Raw genomic sequence first — 19,117 nt, forward strand, 5'->3', positions numbered from 1 at the left:
TTGGTGTGCTGCACGACCTGCGCGTCGTCGCCTGACCACGGAGAGTCCCGTGACCATGCGCCGAAATGTGCCGGGAGGGCAAGCGACTACCCAAGCCACGGAGGGAACCAGCCCCATGTGCTCCGCCGGATCGCCGCATCCGCGCCAACCGTCCACACAGGACGCGGTCGACGGGCTCATGCGGTCCGCTCAGTGGTTCTTCCCGGGCGAACAGTCGGCGGACCGGCGGATGCTGTACCGGGACGGCGGCCGGGGCGCGGAGGAGTTCTACCGCGAGCGATGGCGCCACGACCGAGAGGTCCGCTCGACGCACGGCGTGAACTGCACCGGGTCGTGCTCGTGGAAGGTGTACGTCAAGGATGGCATCATCACCTGGGAAACCCAAGCCACCGACTACCCGTCCGTCGGACCCGACTCGCCCGAGTACGAGCCGCGCGGCTGCCCTCGGGGTGCGTCCTTCTCCTGGTACACCTACTCGCCGACGCGAATCCGTTACCCGTATGTCCGGGGGCCGCTGCTGGAGCTCTGGCGAGCGGCGCGGGCCGAGCACGCCGATCCGGTGGACGCTTGGGAATCGATCGTCACCGATACCGCTCGCTCGAGCCGGTACAAGCGGGCTCGGGGCAAGGGCGGGTTCGTGCGGTCCACCTGGCGCGAGGTGACCGAGCTTGTCGCCGCAGCCCAGGTGCACACGATCAAACGCCACGGCCCTGACCGGATCGTCGGTTTCTCGCCGATTCCCGCGATGTCGATGACCTCGTACGCGGCGGGCACCCGATACCTGTCGATGATCGGCGGCACGATCTCGTCGTTCTACGACTGGTACGCCGACCTGCCGGTCGCCTCGCCGCAGGTGTTCGGCGACCAGACCGACGTGCCGGAGTCCGGAGACTGGTGGAACGCCGGCTACCTGATGGTGTGGGGCACGAACCTGCCGATCACCCGCACCCCCGACGCGCATTTCATGACCGAGGCCCGTTACCGGGGCCAAAAGGTCGTGGTCGTGTCCCCGGACTTCTCCGACCACACCAAGTTCGCCGACGAGTGGCTGGCCGCCGCACCGGGCACCGACGGGGCGCTCGCGATGGCCATGGGGCACGTGATCCTGGCCGAGTTCTACCGCGACCGGCAGGTTCCGCGGTTTCTCGACTACGCCCGTACCTACACCGATCTGCCCTTCCTGGTCACCCTGACCGAACGCGAAGACGCACACGTGCCGGGCAGGTTCCTCACCGCCGCCGACCTCGGCGAAGAGAGTGAGCACGCGGAGTTCAAGACCGTGCTGCTGGACGAGGCAACCGGGCAACCGGTCGTGCCCAACGGGTCGGTCGGCTTTCGCTGGAGCAGCGAACCCGGTCGCTGGAACCTCAACCTCGACGCCGCTCCTGCGCTGACGCTGCACGGCCGAGCCGGCGCTGAATCGGTCACCGTGGACCTGCCCCGCTTCGACAGCGGTTCGGACGAGGGCGGTGCGGCCTTGCACCGGGGTGTGCCCGCGCTCTGGGTCGACGGGCACTTGGTGACCACGGTGTTCGACCTGGTGATGGCCCAGTACGGCGTGGCGCGCGAAGGCGTGCCCGGCATCTGGCCGACCGCCTACGACGACGCCGCGCAGCCCTACACACCCGCGTGGCAGCAGGGGATCACCTCGGTGCCGGCCGCCGCGGTGACGAGAGTGGCGCGGGAATTCGCCCGCAACGCCGAACGCACCGGCGGCCGGTCCATGATCGCGATGGGCGCGGGCACCAACCACTGGTTCCACTCCGACCAGATCTACCGGACGTTCCTGTCCCTGCTACAGCTGTGCGGCTGCCAGGGCGTCAACGGCGGCGGCTGGGCACACTACGTCGGCCAGGAGAAGGTACGGCCCCTCACCGGCTGGTTCCACCTGGCGTTCGGCCTGGACTGGCAGCGCCCCACCCGGCACATGGTGGGCACTCCCCTCTTCTGGCTGGCCACCGACCAGTGGCGCTACGAAGCCTTCCGGGCCGACGTGCTGGCCAGCCCGCTGGGGCCGGGCCGGCTGGCCGGGCGTAGCCTGCCCGACTGCAACTCGCTCGCGGCGCGGCTGGGCTGGATGCCCTCTCACCCGGCTTTCAACCGCAACCCGTTGGAGCTGTGCGACGAAGCCGAGCGCGCCGGCCTGGCGGTGCCGGAGTACGTGGTCGGGCAACTGAAATCCGGCGCGTTGTCCTTCGCCGCGGACGACCCGGACGACCCGGCGAACTGGCCCCGGGTGCTCATGGTGTGGCGCGCCAACCTCTTCGCCTCGTCCATGAAGGGGCACGAATATCTGCTGCGGCACCTGCTGGGCACCGACGACGCGGTCGCCGCCACCGAAACCCCACCCGCCCTGCGGCCGACCGAAGTGGCCTGGCATGAGCAGGCCCCGGCCGGGAAGCTGGACCTTTCCGTGGCGGTGGACTTCAGGATGACCAGCACCTGCTTGTTCTCCGACGTGGTTCTGCCCGCCGCCACCTGGTACGAGAAATACGACCTGTCCTCGACGGACATGCACCCCTTCGTACACGCGTTCACCCCGGCCATCGCGCCCCCTTGGGAGGCACGCACCGACTTCGACCTGTTCCACACCCTCGCCGCCGAACTGTCCCGCCAGGCCGCACACCACCTCGGGAAGCGGCGGGACGTGATCGCCGCGCCACTGGCCCACGACACCGCCGACGAGCTGGCTCAGCCGTACGGCGTCGTCCGCGACTGGAAGACCGGTGAGTGCGAGCCGGTCCCAGGCAAGACCATGCCGAAACTGATCGTGGTCGAACGCGATTACGGCGCGGTGGCGGACAAGATGGCCGCGATCGGCCCCCTGCTGGACACGGCGGGCACCACCACCAAAGGCGTCACCTGGACACCCGACGCGGAAATCGACTACCTACGCCACCACAACGGCACCGTCCGCGGTGGCATCGCCGACGGTCGCCCCTCAATCGCGCGAGACGATCAGTTCTGCGAAGCGATCCTCGCCCTTTCCGGTACCACCAACGGGCGGCTGGCCGAACTCGGCTTCCGCGCGCTGGAGCAGCGCACCGGCGTCGAGTTGAGGGACCTGGCCGCTGAACGGGCCGGGGACCGCATCACCTTCGCCGACACCCAGACCCAACCCCGCGCGGTGATCACCTCACCGGAATGGTCGGGCAGCGAGACCGGCGGCCGCCGCTACTCGCCGTTCACCGTCAACGTGGAACGGCACAAACCCTGGCACACCCTCACCGGCCGTCAGCACTTCTTCCTCGACCACGAATGGATGGCCGAGTTCGGCGAGCAGCTGCCGACCTACCGGCCTCCGCTGAACATGCTCGCGCATTTCGGCGTGCCGAATGGACAGAGCTGCGGTCCGCCGTCCAGGTCGAACGATCGGCAGGAGGTCGTGGTGCGGTACCTGACCCCGCATTCGAAGTGGTCGATCCACTCCGAATACCAGGAGAACCTCCACATGCTCACCCTGTTCCGCGGTGGCCCGGTGATCTGGCTGAGTCCAAAGGACGCGGACAAGATCGGGGTGGCCGACAACGACTGGATCGAGGCGTACAACCGCAACGGCGTCGTCGCCTGCCGTGCGGTGGTCACCCACCGGATGCCGGAAGGCACAGTTTTCATGTACCACACCATGGACCGGCACCTGAACGTGCCGAAAACCGAGATCACCGGCCGGCACGGTGGCGGCGACAACTCACTCACGAGGCTGCTGATCAAACCCACACACCTGATCGGCGGCTACGCCCAGTTCACCTACGGCTTCAACTACATCGGCCCGACGGGCAACCAACGCGACGAGATCACCGTCATCCGTCGCCGGAGGCAGGAGGTGGAGTTCTGATGCGCGTGATGGCACAGGTGGCCATGGTGATGAACCTGGACAAGTGCATCGGCTGCCACACCTGCTCGGTCACCTGCAAACAGACGTGGACCAACCGGCCCGGGGCCGAGTACATCTGGTTCAACAATGTGGAGACCAAACCCGGCGCCGGCTACCCTCGCCGTTATGAGGATCAGAACCGCTTCAAGGGCGGCTGGACACTCAACCGGCGCGGCAAACTGAAGCTCAAGGCCGGCGGGCGGCTGCGCAAGCTGCTGTCCATTTTCTACAATCCGGAACTGCCCTCGCTGGACGACTTCTACGAGCCGTTCACCTTCGACTACGAGCATCTCACGACCGCGCCGCTGTCCGACTCATTTCCCAGTGCTCGGCCCAAATCCCAGCTCACCGGCCGCGACATGGCCCCGGAATACGGGCCGAACTGGGACGACGACCTCGCGGGCTCGGGTACCTATGCCGCCACCGACCCGAATCTCGAGGGGCTGTCCGAACACGTGCGGATGGAGTTCGAGCACGCGTTCTACTTCTACCTGCCCCGCATCTGTGAACACTGCCTCAATCCCAGTTGCGTGGCGTCGTGCCCGTCGGGCGCGATGTACAAGCGGGTCGAGGACGGGATCGTGCTGGTCGACGAGGACCGCTGCCGCGGCTGGCGGTTCTGCGTGTCCGGCTGCCCGTACAAGAAGGTGTACTTCAACCACCGCACCGGTAAGGCCGAAAAATGCACCTTCTGCTACCCGCGCATCGAAGGCGGCCAACCGACCATCTGCTCGGAAACGTGTGTCGGCCGACTGCGGCACCTGGGCGTGATGCTCTACGACGCGGACGCCGTGCTCGCGGCCGCGTCCACACCGGAGGACACGGACCTGTACGAGGCCCAGTTGTCGGTGTTCCTCGATCCCCACGATCCCGTCGTGATCGCCCAGGCCGAACGCGACGGCATCGCGCACGACTGGATGCAAGCGGCCCAACGCTCACCGGTGTACTCGCTCATCGCCACGCACCGGGTGGCCTTGCCGTTGCATCCGGAATACCGCACCATGCCGATGGTCTGGTACGTCCCGCCGCTGTCCCCGATCACCGACGCCGTGCACGCCATGGGCCACGACGACGATCCGGATCACGTCTTCGCCGCCATCGAGTCCCTTCGCATCCCGCTCGGGTATCTGGCCAACCTCTTCACCGCCGGCGACATCCGGCCCGTGGAGCGGGCGCTGCGCCGGCTGACCGTCCTGCGCACCCACATGCGCGCTCGGCAAGTCGGCGACCCCGTCGACGAAGGCCTGCTGGCTTCCGCCGGCATGACGGCCGACGACGCCGAGGACCTGTATCGGATCCTGGCCATCGCCAAGTACGACGAACGCTACGTCATCCCGAAAGTGCACGCGGAGGACACCGGCCGCCTCCAAGCGCAGCACTGCGCCGTCGGCTACCCCGGCGGTGTCGCCGACCTCGGCGCCCACACCGAGGACACGCTCGCCGCCACCGGCAGTGGTAGCCAGTTCCGCGACGACGACGGCCGGATGCGGTTCAACCTGCTGGGCTGGAACGGCTCCGGCCGCCCGGCACACCTGTTCGGCGAAGGCGGTGGCCAATGATCCGCCGGACCCGTCGCGCCGCACCGCGCCCCACTGACACCCCGCTGGTCGACAAGATCACCTCGATCCTGCTGCAGTATCCCGACAACCGCGTCCTCGCGCTGCTACCCGACGTGACGGCCGCGCTTCCGGCGATCACCGACGCCGCCGCGCGAGACTCACTGGGTGGCTTCGCCTGCTGGCTGGCGGGCCGTACACCCCTTGAAGCCGCGCAGCACTACGTCGTGACCTTCGATCACACCCGCCGCCGCAGCCTGTACCTGACCTACTACCGGCACGGCGACACCCGCGCCCGCGGCATGGCCCTGCTCGCGCTCAAACACACGTACCGCCAGGCCGGCTTCCCCGCGCCCGAGGACGAACTGCCCGATTTCCTGCCCCTGATGCTGGAATTCGCCGCGGCCGCCCCCGAACCCGGCCGGCGGGTACTGATCCAGTGCCAGGCCGGACTGGAACTGCTCACCGAGGCGGTCAGCGCCACCGACAGCCCCTACGCGGCCCTGCTCGACGTGGTCCGCGCTCACCTGCCGGCACTCCAGCCACGGCACCGGGCCGAACTGCGCGCCCTCAGCGACGCCGGACCACCCGTCGAACAGGTGGGCCTGGAGCCCTTCGCCCCACCTGAATACGTCACAGGAGGGCACCGATGACCGCATGGGATCTGTGGTGGTGGGTGATCCTGCCCTACCTCGCCCTGGTCACCTTCGTCGTCGGACACATCTGGCGGTGGCGCTACGACCAGTTCGGGTGGACCAGCCGCTCAACCCAACTCCAGGAACGCCTCGTACTCAAGTGGGGCAACCCGCTGTTCCACTACGCCACGTTCGCCGCCATCGCCGGCCACGTCATCGGCATCCTGATCCCGGAATCGTTCACCCACTGGCTGGGCATCCCGGAGGACTGGTACCGGTGGTTCTCGTCGATCGGCGGGACCATAGCCGCGCTCGGCGTGATCATCGGTGTGGCCATGCTTGCCTACCGTCGAACGATGCTGCCTCGCGTGCGGGCCACCACCAGCCCGATCGACTGGGTCGCCCTGATCCTGCTCGCGATCGTGATCGTGCTCGGCATCATCCCCACCATGGGCATCAACCTGTTCGGCGGCGGCTACGACTACCGCATGAGCGTGGCTCTGTGGTTCCGCGGCCTGTTCGCCGGCAACCCCGATGTGGCCGCGATCGCCCATGCCCCGCTGATCTACCAAATCCACGCCACCGCCGCCTGGGCCGTCCTGGCCATTTGGCCCTTCACCCGGCTCGTGCACGCCTGGAGCTACCCGCTGTGGTACCTGTGGCGACCGTTCATCGTCTACCGCAAGCGGACTCCGGCCCACCCGACCGAACCGGGTACCAGCGGACGGCGATGGCGGCGCATCGGCGTCCCCTATTGATCGACACGCAGACCCATGCGCGCGCTGCGGTCAGCACTGGGTTTGCGAGCGTGCCACGACGGGCGATGAGCCGCGAGGTGGCCGAGTGATCAATCCCGAGACGGGAACACTCAGCCGATCGGTCTCGCTCCCCGCGGTCTTGGGGGGGAAGTGATCGTCGGGATCGTCGCCGAGCACCGGGGAGGCCCGCGCGGTCCGGCTACTTGAGCGGCCAGTTCCAGTGTGCAGCCGAGGAGTCGGCGAAGGAGGACCCCGGTACAGCACGAGATGTTCGGCCGCGTTGAACGGCCACCGCGGCTGCCCTGCGCATCCGGGTAAGCGCGTGATCAGTGCTATCTGATCACGGCGGGTGGTGTCGCTGACGAAGGTGTGAAACTCGACCGGGCCGCGCAGCACCCGGTCGAGTTTCACACCGGTTACGCGGTGGCGGCGCCATACAGGCCTCGTCGAACAGCAGGCTGCCCACACAACCCCCACCGGTGGCAACTCGCTAAGAGCGTGTCTCGTATGGATCTTGTGGCTGGTGGTGCATGATCGTGTGTCGTGGTCGATGCGTTGTCCCGGTCGGCGGTGGTGTACGTGCTGACCAGCGGGTGCGCGTGGCGAATGCTGCCACCGTCGTTCGGGATCACGGTGCCGACCGCGCATCGCCGGTTCACCGAATGGACCCAAGCCGGTCTATGGCCCGGCTGCACCGGGCTGTACTGGACGAACTGGGCAGTCAAGACGAGATCGACTGGTCCCGGGCAGTCCTGGACGGAGCATCGGTGCGCGCAAAAAAAAGGCTCTGTTGATCTATGTGTGGGTGCGGTCGGGGAGTTCGGGGCGGTAGCCGCCGAGGGCGAGGAGGGCGAGTGAGATCAGGGCGTCCGGGCGTTTGAATCCGAAGGCCAGGCGGGTCAGCAGTCTGATCTTGGTGTTTGTCGACTCGATCAGCGCGTTGGACAGGCCGTGATCCAGACTCGCGTGGATCGCCGACAGCTCGGACCGGACGGTGCGGGCGAGCTTGACGAATTCGGGTATCCGGCAGCGTGCCGCCCAGGCCAGCCAGCGTTGTAATGCTTCTATTCCGGCCTGGCCGCCGACTGCGAAGACGTGTCGGAGTCCTTCTTTGAGCAGGTAGGCGCGATAAAGTCGAGGGTCGGTCTTGGCAATCCAGGCCAATTTGTGACGCTGATGGTCGGTGAGGTTTTCCGGGTTCTTCCACAACGCCCATCGTGCACGCTTCATGCTTTGAGCGGTGCCGGCTGATGCGGTGCGGCCACGCCGGTCTTTGTGGCTGCCGCCGGGTTGTCGGCGTGCGGTGTTCCAGGTCTGGCGCCGGACCTGGTCCAGGGCGTCGGTGGCCCACTTGACCACGTGGAACGGATCAGCGCAGCGTATCGCGTCCGGGCAGTATTGTTCGACGGTCCGGGCGATCCAGGCGGCCGCGTCCGCCGAGACATGCGTGATCCGCGCGCACCGCCGCGGCCCGAGCAACTCGAAGAACGCGGTCAATGTCGGTTTGTCATTGCCCGCCGCCGCCCATACCAGCCGGCCGGTGTCGTGATCGACGACAACGGTGAGATATCGGTGGTTCTTCTTATAACTGATCTCATCGAGCCCGATTCTGCGCAACCCGGCCAGTCGATCCACTCTCGCGTCGATGTCGGCCCGGACCCGAGTGATAATCGAACCGACCGTCGGCCAGGCGATCCGCATCAGCTGCCCGACCGTGGACCTCGACGTCGCGGTCGCCAGCCAGGCCACGGTGTCATCGAAAGCACGGGTATGCCCAGCGCCGTGCCGGGCCCAGGGCACCGCACTGACCACGACCCCGTGCTCACGACACCGCACCCGGGATGCGTCAGCTTCAACGAACGCCTGCACAGTTCCCAGGTCCAGCGCACGCCACCGCCGCCGGCCCCGGCCGGGGTCATAGCGCGGGCAGCGCGGCGAGCACACTCCACACCGGTCACGATCCCGCCGCCGGACCCGCACCGCGGCCACCAGCACCTGCTCGGTCTCATCGAACTCGACCGACTCCACGACCGCTGTGTTCACCCCCAGCAGCCGACCCCATACCCTGGTTGAGGGCACGTCGTTCTCCGTCTATCCAATTTCTGTTCCTCGACAGCTCAGAAACCTAGACCCAGCAACGACGTGCCCCCCTTTCACCTGGGCAAACCCACCCACACATCAGTACGAAGAGCCAAAAAAAGGGACCCATGACCGGCCCGGACCCGGTCGACCGCGGCAAGTCCGGATCGAAGATCCATGTCCTGTCCGACCGGGCCGGCCTGCCCCTGGCGGTCGCGGTGTCCGCCGCCAACACCAACGACTCCCACGCCCTCAAACCGCTGGTCATGGCCATTCCCGCGATCACATCCCGACGTGGCCCCCGTCGGCGCACACCCGGCACGCTGCACGCCGACAAGGCCTACGACCACGCCGGCCTGCGGGGGCTGGGTCCGCGACCGCGGCATCGTCGTGCGCATCGCCCGCACAGGCATCGAGACCAGCAAGAAACTCGGCAAACACCGCTGGGTCATCGAACGATCCATCGCCTGGCTCTTCGGCTACCACCGACTCGCCATCCGCTATGACCGCTACGCCAACCACTTCTGCGCCTTCCTCACCCTCGCCGCCACCCTCACCTGCTCCAAGAAACTCACCACATGAGACACGCTCTTAAGCGTTGTTCTTTCTGCACGCGCTACGGATGACCACAGCCGGCCGGGATCGATCTTCACGATGAGACGTTGTCGCATGTGGACGGAGGGCACGAGCCGGCACTGTGGGCCCCGCAGGTCTGCTCGCAGTGACTGGATCTTGTCGAACACCACGGAAAGCGGATCGTGGCGGACGGCCGCGGTGGTGGTGAGCGACGCGAGCGCTTCGGCGACGGGCAGTGCGCTGACGTGGGCCCGCACGGTCGTGCACTCGCCTTCCAGCCGGTGGTGGATGCGGCTCCGTTCGTCGAGGAAGAAGTCGTGGTGGCAGGTGCGAAGCAGGTCACGGCGGCCGTGCCCTGCGAAGCAGGTCACGGCGGCCGTGCCGGAACATGGCGGGGGTCGCGGACCAGGTGTCGCGCCGGAACGAGTCCGTCCACAGGACGCGACGTGATCGTCGCGCGCCGCGGGGTCGTGCAACGTCGCCCTTCGTCGAGGCTCCGTTGTCGATGCGGCAGTGGCGGCGGGTGTTTCAGCTGATCAGAAGCGAGATTTGGCGCAACTGCGGACGTGCCGACGACTCGATCGACGACAGGCTGACGCGACCGCCGGCCGCGTGGAGTCGCGGACATCGACGCCGAACCTCTCACGCCGGCGCTGGACCTCGCGACGATGCATCGCCACCGGCTGGCCGGGCGCTTGCCGCGCCGCGCGCGAAATGAGACCAGGGCCGGGTGGTGAGTTCGGCTAGGGCTACGTCCCCGTACGTACGCGCGGTTGTCGACGTATGGCGGATGCGGCGCGCGGGGGCCCTGCGCCACCCTCGGCGACCTGACCGTCACTGCGGCGGCATCAGGACGCCTGAGGATTGGGGGACGATCATGGTCGTGGCCGGGCAGATACGGCAGGGTTGGCGGCTGGGCGGAGTGGCCTTCGTAGCCTGCTTCGTCGCCAGTCTCGTCGCCAGTGCAGCGCTGGCGAAGGACTCTCTCTACCTTCCCGGGGCCTCGCCGGGCGAACTGCGGGAGTACTACACGGGCAGCCGGGCGGCGGTGCTCGTGTCGTCGGCGATGCAGCTGGGCGCGGCCCTCGGCCTGGCGCTGTTCGGCGCCGGGCTCGTCGCCCGGATCGGCCCGGCGCACCGGCGCCGCGGCCGGTTCGGGTGTGGGCTCGCGGCGGCGTCGCTGGCCATGTCGGCGCTGCTGTCGGTGCTGATGGTGATCCTCGCTGCGGACGCCGGCGACGACACCTTGCGGGTGTTCGGCCGGCTGATTCTGGTCACTGGCGGCGCGCTGCACCTGGCCGGGCTGGCCCTGCTGATCTGGTCGGTGTCCAGGGCCGCAGCCGGCGCCGGGCTACGACCCCGCCCGGCATGGCGCGCCGGGCTGGTGATCGCCCCGGTGCTCGCGGTGTCGTTGGTGTCGATCGTCCTGCTCGCGCTCACCCGCCTGGAACCGTTGTGGCGGCTGCTGGCCGCGGTCTGGATCAGCTGGGTCTGCGCCGGCGGCCTCGCTGCCGCCACCCCTCCCGATCAGCACCGCCCTCAGCGCGACCGCGCGTAACGTCTTGTCGTCGGTGCCGTCGAGCGCGCCCATCCAGGGGACCGCCGGGATACGGGAGAAACCTGCCAAGTGGTCGGGTAGCTCCTGGTCAGGCGTCGTTGTGGGCGAATGCGCGGTAGATCGAGGCGGCTGAGGGGTGTTGGCCGGCGTTCTTGCGGGTCTTGATGGTCAGCTTCGTGACGATGTCGGGCATCGAAGTGCAGAAGTGCAGTTGTCGCGTAGTGGGCCGGGGGAAGAGCACGTCGTCCTCGTCGATCACCTTGGACCGTCCGCCGTGGTTGCCGTGTACGGCGGCGGCTCGCTGCCCTTCGAGGGTTTTCTCCCGGATGTAGTCGCGGTCGAGCTGCCCCGCTCACGAGACCTCGGCGCAGGCAGCCCACTGGCCGACGGTCCTTGCTCCCAGGTGGAACCGAAGAAGTTGATGTTCTCTCTGTGCACCGAGGAAATGTGGCCCAAGACCTCGTCGTCGATGCCCAGCCCGCGCCCGAACGTGGTGCGGGCGGGACGGGTGAGCGAGACTGCTTCGATGATTTCCGAATACGCCCAGAGCGACCAATTCCGCGGTGCTCGTATCCACCTGTGCGACCTCGCTGGCCTCGAGATCCGCGATTGCGAGGTGAACGGTCTGAAGATCGTCGACTGCTACGGCAGCGACGTGTACCTCGGCGGCTACTTCGAGCGCCTCGTCGTCAACGACGTCGACGTGACCGCCTATGTCGAGGCCGAGCTCGACCGCCGGCACCCCGCGCGGGCGCTGGCGCGGAATGCAGCTTCTCCCGAGGACTACCGGGCTGCTTGGGACGCCATCGAGAGCTTGTGGAGCGCGACGCTCGACCGGGCGAGGCTGTTGCCGGCGGCCAAGCTGCACGAGCAGGTCGACGGCGAGTGGTCGTTGGTCGAGACACAACGGCATCTGCTGTTCGCCTCCGATGCCTGGCTCGGCAACGCCGTGCTCGAGGAGGAAGCGCCCTATCACCCGTTGGGCTTCCCCGCCGGGGGGATGCCGTCCGACGCGGCGGCGAAGCTCGGCCTCACCCTCGAAGCCACCCCGACGCTCCACGAGGTGCTCGCGCCGCGGCTCGCCCGCATGGCCGCAATGCGGCGTGTCGTCGACGGGCTCACCACGGCCGAGCTCGACCGGGTGTGCGGTCGCAAGCCGGCAGACCCGTATCCCGACCAAGAGTATGTCGTGCGCCGCTGCCTCAAGGTAGTGCTGAAGGAAGAAGCCGAGCATCACCGTTACGCGGTGCGCGACCTCGCGGTGCTCGAGGCAGATGTGGCTGAACCGCAGTAGTCGCCGAGCGGTGTCGACCCGGGAGCAGCCGCTTGCGTCAGTGCTGGGCGGCGGTTTCGAGGTCGTTATGGGCCTCTCGCGCGATTGCGGCTGGTCGCAGCTTCGGGACCACCGCGTAAGGACGGCCCCTGACCAGCGACCACATCCGCCCGCGGCCCCGCATTCGGTTCGCTACCTACAGCAGAGGCCTTTCGAGGTGACGCCCTGCGGCGCCCGGCGCGGTGTGGCGGTGGTCGGTGCCGCAGACGAAAGTGTCGCCGGGGAACAGCGCACCGGGCCTTAGGTCGAGGTCATGGCCGGTATCGCGTCCAGCGGTGGCAGGTCCAGCACCCAGCCAGCGAACCGGCGGATCGTGTGGGTGATGCACGGGGAGATCGTGGCCAGATGGGTCGGTGTCGATCGATGTCCCGCGCCGGCCAGCACGTCCGGCGCGGGCGGGTGCGCGCGGTGGGTTTTGTCGACGACGCTGTCGCGGCCGGCGCTCGTGTCGCTGGCCGGGAGGCTCCAGCTCGCCAACGGCAGCCCCCCCAACGGGCGTCCGGGGTCATCGCCGGCCTGCCAGGCGGGAACGACTTCGCGTTCTGGCCGGTCGAGCCCGGCGTGGTCGTCGAGGCGCGCGCGGACCGAGCGTTCGAACTCGGCCGATACCGGCATCGAGTGTCCGTCGTGAGCGTTCGCGATTTATTCGAACAGACACAACATCGATGCACCAATGGTCAATCGAGTCTTCCCTGGCCGGGGCCATACCGGGCCGTGTCTGCGGTAGGCCGCCGTGGGCCGCAATGCAGATCAGCGCTCCCACCGGTATCAGATGAATCGATGTTGCGTTGGATGCGATGTCGTAAGCAAACGTCGGTCAGTAGAGGTAGATGTCGATGAGCAAGGCGCTGATGCCGCAGAGGAGCGCGGCGAGCGCGGTGCGGTGGCCGGGCTCGGCACGAAGGGGGCCGAAGCCGAGGACCAGGGCCACGAGGGCGAGGGTGAAGACACCGGACCCGGTGTCCTGCCAACTGATCGGGAACACCGGCACGGGGGCGTCGGTGAAGAACTCGGTGGCGTCGGTGGTGCGCAGGATCGCGTTCCAGGCGACCGGTGCCACGAACGTGCCTGCGCCGACGACGACGAGTACGCCGGGGCGTCGCTCGCGAGTGATGGCGGCGGTCAGGACGAGGGCGAGGACGGCCGACAGTGCGGCTCCGTAGGCGATGCCACCCCAAGACAACATCGGCTTGTCCTCTCCGCTCAGAACAGAGGAATACCGCCGAGATCAGAATAGGTGCCCTACCGCAGCTCAACCGAGCCCTTCCTGGTCAAGCGAGCGCCGGCTCCGGATCCAACGGCACCACGCCCTCAGCGAGCACCAAGTGCGCCGCGCCGGCACTTCCACCCGCTCCAGAGCGGTAGCTTGCCGGAACCCGGTGTGCGCGCCGGGGCTGTCAACTGAACCGCGGATCCATACTCAGTCGGAGGCGGGTACTACTTCGCCACGTTCGATTTGCCCTAGTTCTGGACGTGGGCTGTGGCCATCATGCCGGCGTCTTCGTGGTCGAGGACGTGGCAGTGGTAGACGCTGCGACCCGGGTAGTCGCTGAAGGCAATGCGCACGCGCGCCCAGCCGTGGGCTGGAAGCAGGACGACATCCTGTTGAGTTGCGAGCGGTGGTGTGCCGGTGCTATCGCCCACGACGTGTACGGGCCAGACGTGCAAGTGGAACGGGTGGACCATCGGGCTGGTGTTCGTCACCGTCCACTCTTCGGTCGCTCCGAAAGGAATGGTCTGGTCGTCGCGAGTGGTGTCGAAAGTGCGCCCGTCGATGGTGAAGCTCATCATGCCGCCGGCACCCATGCCGCCCATGTTCATGCCCATGGCGAAGGTCAGGCGGCGCTCTCGTGAGATCGGGTCCGGTGGCACCACCGGCGCGGGCAGTCTGAGTGGAAGCGATGGAGATGTCATGGCGGGCCCCGCGACGTTCAGAATCGCCAGCACAGCCCGACTGCTGGTCACCGCACCGCCGTTCATCGTGCCGCCACCCACCACGCTGCCACGCGGATAGGCGTCACTGACCAGGGAATACGCGCCGGGTGCCGTGGGGCGGACGAGGAGGTCCGCGCGATTGCCCGGTGCCAACACCACCGATTCCCGTAGCGTAGGGGTGGGCAGGAACCGGCCATCAAGGGCGGCCTGCGTCAGCCGGTGCCCCTCCAGCCGCAGCGCGAGCACGCGCGAGGTGCAGCCGTTGATGACACGCCACCGTTCGGTCGCGCCAGGCGCTGCCGCGATAACAGGTTGGTGCTGGCCGTTGACCAGCACCAGCGCACCTTCACGGCCCAGCACCCGGGTCATCACATCCACCGGGGCCACGGAGCCGTCGCCGGCCAGCGTGGTGTCCGTGACCAGCAAGACCCTCTCGCGCTGAGCGAGTGCCGGGCCGCCGTCGACCAGCAGCGCCCCGGCAAGGCCGCCGAAAAGCTGGTCGGCAGCGGTGCCGTGGTGGTGCGGGTGGTACCAGAACGTGCCCGCCGGATGATCAATCGGAATCCGGATCTCGTAGTCGAAGCTCGCGCCGGGTTCGACGTGCACAAACGGATTGTCACCGTTACCTTGCGGTGACACGTGCAAACCGTGGGTGTGCAGATTGGTGGGCTGATCCAGCCGGTTGACCAGCCGCACCCGCAGCAGATCCCCCGGACGAACACGCAGAGTCGGCCCCGGCGACGTGCCGTTGAACCCCCACGCCATGGTGTCGCGGCCGACGAGACGCACTCCCGCCGCGGCGGTCAGTTGCACCGCCAGCACACCGGCTCGACTCGTCAACTCCGTCGGCGCAGCCAGGGGCTGGCCACTCGCCCCTGCCGGGAGCCCAGCGATGGTCGGCTGACCGCCCCAACCCGCTGCCCAGCCCGTTGCCCCGGCAGTGACGGTCGCCGCGCCGAGCCCCAGCAACCCGAGGGCACGGCGCCGGCTGATCGCCTCCCGGCTCACCTCAGCCCCGCTCTCCGGCGCCGGTATTCCTCGTCGTCGATCTCTCCGCGGGCAAAGCGCTCGTCGAGGATCCGCCGCGCCGACGAAACGGCCCCACCGCCAGGCTGTTCGTCTGGTGGAGCGCCGATCCTGCCCTGCGCCAACAGAACCCCGAGATACCCGAGGATCACCAGCCCGATCGCGATCACCACAGGCCAGATCCACATCCAGCCCGTCATTCCGGCGAAGCCACCCATCGTCGGCACTTCCTTCGTTGCTCAGGGCGGACAACGCCCATCCCCTGCGACCCTCGGCTGCCTGCCGTCATCACCCATAGTGGCTCCGTTTCGGCGGCGATGTGGCGAACGCCGAGGCCTGGCCCGATCCGGCCGTGGGCTGCAGTTTTCCTGAGCTACCTACACTGCGGGATCGGACGTGAGGCACCCCGTGACCTCCAGCAAGACCCAGAGTGACAGATCGTCACGCTGGGTTCAGGGGAGGTTCGAAGTCCACCGCGGACGGACCGCCACTGCTCAACGTGCGCAACCAGAACGTCGAGAATCACACCGGTATCAGCGCCGGTCGACGGGGGCGGAGCCGGCGCCATACAGCTCAGCCGGGCCCGCGGGCCTTCCCCGTGGCGGCGTACCGTAGACCACGAGGAGCGCGCAGCCGGAGAAGCCGGCAAGGAGGCTCTCGTGGATTACGAAATATTCGACCTCGGTACCGTCCGGTTGCAAGAAGGCGCCACGCTCAGCGATGCCAAGCTCGCGTACAAGACCTACGGCGAGCTCAACGGTGACAAGAGCAATGCGATCGTCTACCCAACGTGGTACTCCGGGCAGCATTACGACAATGAATGGCTGATCGGCGAGGGGATGGCGCTCGATCCGGCGAGGTACTTCATCATCATTCCGAATATGCTTGGCAACGGGTTGTCCTCGTCGCCGAGCAACACGCCCGCACCGCACGACCGCGCGTCGTTTCCTCGGGTGACCATGTATGACAACGTCCAGTTCCAGCACCGCCTGGTAACCGAGCGCTTCGGGATCGGGACACTGGAGTTGGTCACGGGTTGGTCGATGGGCGCCGGGCAGACCTACCAGTGGGCGGTCAGCTTCCCCGACGTGGTCAAGCGGATCCTGCCATTTTGTGGGTCGGCGAGGACCAGCCTGCACAACTTCGTGTTCCTCGAAGGGGTCAAGGCGGCGCTCACCGCGGACGCGGCCTACAACGGCGGCCGGTACCACGAGCAGCCCGACATCGGGCTCCGCGCCCTGGCGCGGGTCTACGCCGGTTGGGGCTTCTGCCAGCAGTTCTACCGGGAGAAGATCTACGAGCGCGAGCCACTGGGCTACGCATCCCTGGAAGACTTCCTCGTGGCCTTCTGGGAGGGCCTGTTCCTCAAGCGCGACGCGAACAACCTCCTGACCATGCTGTGGACCTGGCAGCACGCCGACATCGGCAACACGCCGGGAATGCGCAGCCTCGAGGACGCACTCGGCGCGATCCGCGCGCCCGCGATCGTGATGCCGGCGCAGCAGGACCTGTACTTCCCGCCCGAAGACAACGAGTGGGAAGTCAAGCACATGCACCGGGCGGAACTGCGCGTCATCCCGGGAGCGTGGGGACATTTCGCCGGCGGCGGTCTCAACCCCGAGGACACCCGGTTCATCGACAACGGCCTCAAGGAACTGCTGGCCACGGAAGTCTGATCCCTCTGGCCTTGGCGCGGTTCCACCCGTTCCGTGTCGAGAGCGCTGCTGCGCAGCCTGGAGGGAGCATCATGACCAGCAGCGCAGAGTGTGCACAACGAACCGCTCCTCCTTGAGCCGCCGCGCAAGTGCCGCCGCCGCGTGCGGGTGAGCCCGCCACGACCGCGTTCGCCCCCACAGCCAGCGGCGTGCCCCTGGCGCTGGCGGGATTCGGATTCTCGCTGACGATTCTGTCGTTGGCCAATACGGGTGTCGTGGACCAGCGGACGGCCATGATGTTCGTTCCCGTCGCGATGGGCACCGGCGCGCTCGCCACGCTCGTCGGCGGGATCTGGGAGTTCCGCGGCAACACCTGTTCGGTGCGACGTTCTCTTCGGCGTATGCCTGCTTCCTGTTCACCACGGCGCTGATCGTGCAGTTCTACGCACTGATGATCACCGACACAGCGGGACCGGCGAACTTCGGCCGCATGTTCGGCGCTCACCTGATCGTGTGGGCGTTGTTCACCGCGATGCTGGCCGTGGAGGCGCGGGTGCTCAGCGCACCCGCGTTCACCGCGTTCGTGTTACCGGTCGTCGTTTACGTGCTGCTGGGCCTCGCCAACCTCGCCGGATCCGGAGCCACCGCGACCGCGCTGACCGAGGCCGGTGGCCGGGTCGGCCTCGACTCCTTCGTCGCGTTCTACCAGTGCTCAGCCGTCGTCCTCAACGACATCAGCGGGCGGGGCCTGCTGCCGGTCTGGCCGGCCAGGCGGGCGACGGGCTCGGCCTGAGTGGATCGCGAGCGGTGGTGGAGGTCTGCGGGCTGGTGCCGAGCGCCGCCCGGGATGTCCCCCGGAACCTCCGTCATGCCCGCCGCAAACCAGCCGGATGTGCCTGGCCGGCAGTGATCAGTGACCGGTCGTTGGATCGTTGCGCTCGGCCCACTGGCCGGCGCCGCGCTGAGGCTTGGCGTGTTGCGCTGCTTCTCCGGCTGCCCACACTGCCGCAGCGGTCGCGGTCTCCGAGCCGTCCACGGCCACGACGGCGGGCGACTTTCCCGGTGCGGTCACGACGTGCCCTCCGCTCCCACGTGCGACGCACGGACGTAGGACCGCCCGGACCCGCGCCGCAGCGGCCATCCGTCCCGCGGCCCGGGAGCAACGTCAGCCCTGAGTCGCGAGCCAGTCCCAGTAGCCGCTCACAGCCGTCGGCAGCGTCGGGAAATCCACTTCTCCCCCACGTTCCCTGCCAACCCGCGGATTCGAGGTCGTCGGCCGGTACCACTTGCTCAGCGGCCGGCTCGGCCCCAGCACCAGCCGCTCTCGTGAGTTCCCCAACCCGAACTTTCGGTTTTTGGGCAGGCGGCTGAAACTCTTGTCCCGTTCGTTATGAGCGAGCGCTTCGCCACACCCTCGGTCTCGATTTCCGGGCACCACCGGTCGCCCTGGTGCTGTGTTGACCTGAGGTCATGGCGCACGACGCCGAAATGACCGGTGCCGGCCGGGTTATGTGACCCGCCGAACCCTCGCGCGTCAACAAAGCCTGTTCGACTGGGTTTGGAAGACGGTGAGCATGGTGAAGGCGGTCACCGACGGCTACGATGAAGGCTCTCCCAGCGCCTGGGAGGCCGAACGGTATGAGGACGGTCACGGCAGGCGCGCACAGAGCAGCGCTGCCGTTCAGAACGGGCGCGGCACACGTGGTCGGGTGTGCCGCGGCGAGGACGCCTCTGCCCGCAACGGCAGGCCACCGGTTCGTGCTCCCAGCCGATCCTCACGCATCGTGGCCGCCGCGCCGGGAGGTTGGGCGGCGATGGTGATGACCCAGCAGTATCTCGCCGGAGAACTGTCGGTGTTGCTGGCCGAGATGCAGGCCACGGTCAGCGACCCAGCCGCGGCGTGCGCAGCGGTGCGGCTGCGCGGTGAGGTCGAGACGCGGCCGGTGGCCGCGTTGGCCGCGGTCGCCTTGCGGGCGTTGGATCTGATCAATGCCGCGTGTTGGGAGTCGGTGGCCTGTGGCGATACGGCGGCGTTTGACCGCCAAGCCGTGGTCGCGGGCGAGTTGTACGACTTCGGTGTTTGTGCCGGCCTGCTTGCCGAGCGATAGCGCTCCGGTCACGGTCCCGTTTTT

Annotated in this window: 18 protein-coding genes and 1 pseudogene; 12 read left to right on the forward strand and 7 right to left on the reverse strand. The window is 67.8% G+C overall.

Annotated features, from left to right (window positions below; translation table 11 throughout):
• The first annotated feature begins 115 nt into the window (after nucleotides 1-115).
• The 5 genes and pseudogenes from I6J71_RS25125 to I6J71_RS25145 form a co-directional block, all read left to right on the forward strand.
• Nucleotides 116-3,835, forward strand: a complete 3,720-nt coding sequence (locus I6J71_RS25125; protein WP_204089102.1) for a nitrate reductase subunit alpha — start codon at nucleotides 116-118, stop codon at nucleotides 3,833-3,835.
• Entirely contained in the window at nucleotides 3,835-5,433 is a 1,599-nt protein-coding gene (gene narH / locus I6J71_RS25130; protein ID WP_204089103.1) for a nitrate reductase subunit beta, read from the forward strand. The genes I6J71_RS25125 and narH overlap by 1 nt, the downstream gene beginning before the upstream one ends.
• Nucleotides 5,430-6,083: a nitrate reductase molybdenum cofactor assembly chaperone gene (gene narJ / locus I6J71_RS25135; RefSeq protein WP_204089104.1), complete on the forward strand. Its 654-nt coding sequence runs from the start codon at nucleotides 5,430-5,432 to the stop codon at nucleotides 6,081-6,083. The genes narH and narJ overlap by 4 nt, the downstream gene beginning before the upstream one ends.
• On the forward strand, nucleotides 6,080-6,823 hold the full coding sequence (gene narI / locus I6J71_RS25140) for a respiratory nitrate reductase subunit gamma (protein ID WP_204089105.1): 744 nt from the start codon (nucleotides 6,080-6,082) through the stop codon (nucleotides 6,821-6,823). The genes narJ and narI overlap by 4 nt, the downstream gene beginning before the upstream one ends.
• A 564-nt stretch (nucleotides 6,824-7,387) precedes the next feature.
• Nucleotides 7,388-7,605, forward strand: a pseudogene (locus I6J71_RS25145) (transposase); the annotation flags it as partial.
• 13 nt (nucleotides 7,606-7,618) lie between these two features.
• On the opposite strand, the gene I6J71_RS25150 reads toward I6J71_RS25145, so the two are convergent.
• A complete protein-coding gene (locus I6J71_RS25150; protein WP_204089106.1) occupies nucleotides 7,619-8,902 on the reverse strand; it encodes an ISL3 family transposase in 1,284 nt (427 codons plus the stop codon).
• A gap of 128 nt (nucleotides 8,903-9,030) precedes the next feature.
• Here I6J71_RS25150 and I6J71_RS25155 point away from each other — a divergent pair, with 128 nt between their 5' ends.
• The gene (locus tag I6J71_RS25155) at nucleotides 9,031-9,408 is read left to right on the forward strand and encodes a transposase (protein ID WP_370541969.1); all 378 of its coding nucleotides are present in this window, start codon (nucleotides 9,031-9,033) and stop codon (nucleotides 9,406-9,408) included.
• 3 nt (nucleotides 9,409-9,411) lie between these two features.
• Here the strand turns inward: I6J71_RS25155 and I6J71_RS51060 are convergent, their stop codons facing one another.
• Complete coding sequence (locus I6J71_RS51060) at nucleotides 9,412-9,849, reverse strand: DUF5937 family protein (protein WP_370541970.1); 438 nt, start codon at nucleotides 9,847-9,849, stop codon at nucleotides 9,412-9,414.
• Nucleotides 9,850-10,361: 512 nt separating this feature from the next.
• Here I6J71_RS51060 and I6J71_RS25160 point away from each other — a divergent pair.
• Nucleotides 10,362-11,036, forward strand: coding sequence for a hypothetical protein (locus I6J71_RS25160; RefSeq protein WP_204089107.1), 675 nt, complete (start codon nucleotides 10,362-10,364; stop codon nucleotides 11,034-11,036).
• Nucleotides 11,037-11,124: 88 nt separating this feature from the next.
• On the opposite strand, the gene I6J71_RS25165 is transcribed toward I6J71_RS25160, so the two are convergent.
• Nucleotides 11,125-11,295 carry a hypothetical protein gene (locus tag I6J71_RS25165; protein ID WP_204089108.1) on the reverse strand — a complete coding sequence of 57 codons (171 nt, stop codon included), beginning with the start codon at nucleotides 11,293-11,295 and terminating at the stop codon, nucleotides 11,125-11,127.
• A gap of 15 nt (nucleotides 11,296-11,310) precedes the next feature.
• Here I6J71_RS25165 and I6J71_RS25170 point away from each other — a divergent pair, with 15 nt between their 5' ends.
• Entirely contained in the window at nucleotides 11,311-12,330 is a 1,020-nt protein-coding gene (locus I6J71_RS25170; RefSeq protein ID WP_239153899.1) for a DinB family protein, read from the forward strand.
• A 279-nt stretch (nucleotides 12,331-12,609) separates the two neighbouring features.
• Here I6J71_RS25170 and I6J71_RS25175 read toward each other — a convergent pair whose 3' ends face one another.
• The 4 genes from I6J71_RS25175 to I6J71_RS25190 all read right to left on the reverse strand — a co-directional run bounded on the left by I6J71_RS25175 (nucleotide 12,610) and on the right by I6J71_RS25190 (nucleotide 15,548).
• On the reverse strand, nucleotides 12,610-12,984 hold the full coding sequence (locus I6J71_RS25175; protein ID WP_204089109.1) for a hypothetical protein: 375 nt from the start codon (nucleotides 12,982-12,984) through the stop codon (nucleotides 12,610-12,612).
• A gap of 202 nt (nucleotides 12,985-13,186) precedes the next feature.
• Nucleotides 13,187-13,555 (reverse strand): hypothetical protein, encoded by a 369-nt coding sequence (locus I6J71_RS25180; protein WP_204089110.1) that lies wholly within the window; start codon nucleotides 13,553-13,555, stop codon nucleotides 13,187-13,189.
• Between the two features lie 275 nt (nucleotides 13,556-13,830).
• Nucleotides 13,831-15,126, reverse strand: coding sequence for a multicopper oxidase family protein (locus I6J71_RS25185; RefSeq protein WP_239153900.1), 1,296 nt, complete (start codon nucleotides 15,124-15,126; stop codon nucleotides 13,831-13,833).
• Between the two features lie 182 nt (nucleotides 15,127-15,308).
• Nucleotides 15,309-15,548 carry an SHOCT domain-containing protein gene (locus tag I6J71_RS25190; protein ID WP_204089112.1) on the reverse strand — a complete coding sequence of 80 codons (240 nt, stop codon included), beginning with the start codon at nucleotides 15,546-15,548 and terminating at the stop codon, nucleotides 15,309-15,311.
• 441 nt (nucleotides 15,549-15,989) lie between these two features.
• On the opposite strand from I6J71_RS25190, the gene I6J71_RS25195 reads away from it, so the two are divergent.
• From I6J71_RS25195 to I6J71_RS25210, 4 genes are all read left to right on the forward strand, one after another.
• Nucleotides 15,990-17,006 carry an alpha/beta fold hydrolase gene (locus I6J71_RS25195; protein ID WP_204089113.1) on the forward strand — a complete coding sequence of 339 codons (1,017 nt, stop codon included), beginning with the start codon at nucleotides 15,990-15,992 and terminating at the stop codon, nucleotides 17,004-17,006.
• A 188-nt stretch (nucleotides 17,007-17,194) separates the two neighbouring features.
• The gene (locus I6J71_RS49895) at nucleotides 17,195-17,416 is read left to right on the forward strand and encodes a GPR1/FUN34/YaaH family transporter (RefSeq protein WP_204089114.1); all 222 of its coding nucleotides are present in this window, start codon (nucleotides 17,195-17,197) and stop codon (nucleotides 17,414-17,416) included.
• Nucleotides 17,417-17,418: 2 nt separating this feature from the next.
• Nucleotides 17,419-17,778, forward strand: coding sequence for a GPR1/FUN34/YaaH family transporter (locus I6J71_RS49900; protein ID WP_255569965.1), 360 nt, complete (start codon nucleotides 17,419-17,421; stop codon nucleotides 17,776-17,778).
• 718 nt (nucleotides 17,779-18,496) lie between these two features.
• Nucleotides 18,497-19,093, forward strand: coding sequence for a hypothetical protein (locus I6J71_RS25210; RefSeq protein ID WP_204089115.1), 597 nt, complete (start codon nucleotides 18,497-18,499; stop codon nucleotides 19,091-19,093).
• Nucleotides 19,094-19,117 lie beyond the last annotated feature (24 nt).

The organism is Amycolatopsis sp. FDAARGOS 1241 (assembly GCF_016889705.1).
Lineage (GTDB): Bacteria > Actinomycetota > Actinomycetes > Mycobacteriales > Pseudonocardiaceae > Amycolatopsis.

Coding starts and splice junctions, on each gene's coding strand:
- I6J71_RS25125 (WP_204089102.1), top strand. CDS start 116: ATGTGCTCCGCCGGATCGCCGCATCCGCGCCAACCGTCCACACAGGAC.
- narH (WP_204089103.1), top strand. CDS start 3,835: ATGCGCGTGATGGCACAGGTGGCCATGGTGATGAACCTGGACAAGTGC.
- narJ (WP_204089104.1), top strand. CDS start 5,430: ATGATCCGCCGGACCCGTCGCGCCGCACCGCGCCCCACTGACACCCCG.
- narI (WP_204089105.1), top strand. CDS start 6,080: ATGACCGCATGGGATCTGTGGTGGTGGGTGATCCTGCCCTACCTCGCC.
- I6J71_RS25155 (WP_370541969.1), top strand. CDS start 9,031: ATGACCGGCCCGGACCCGGTCGACCGCGGCAAGTCCGGATCGAAGATC.
- I6J71_RS25175 (WP_204089109.1), bottom strand. CDS start 12,984: ATGCCGGTATCGGCCGAGTTCGAACGCTCGGTCCGCGCGCGCCTCGAC.
- I6J71_RS25180 (WP_204089110.1), bottom strand. CDS start 13,555: ATGTTGTCTTGGGGTGGCATCGCCTACGGAGCCGCACTGTCGGCCGTC.
- I6J71_RS25190 (WP_204089112.1), bottom strand. CDS start 15,548: ATGGGTGGCTTCGCCGGAATGACGGGCTGGATGTGGATCTGGCCTGTG.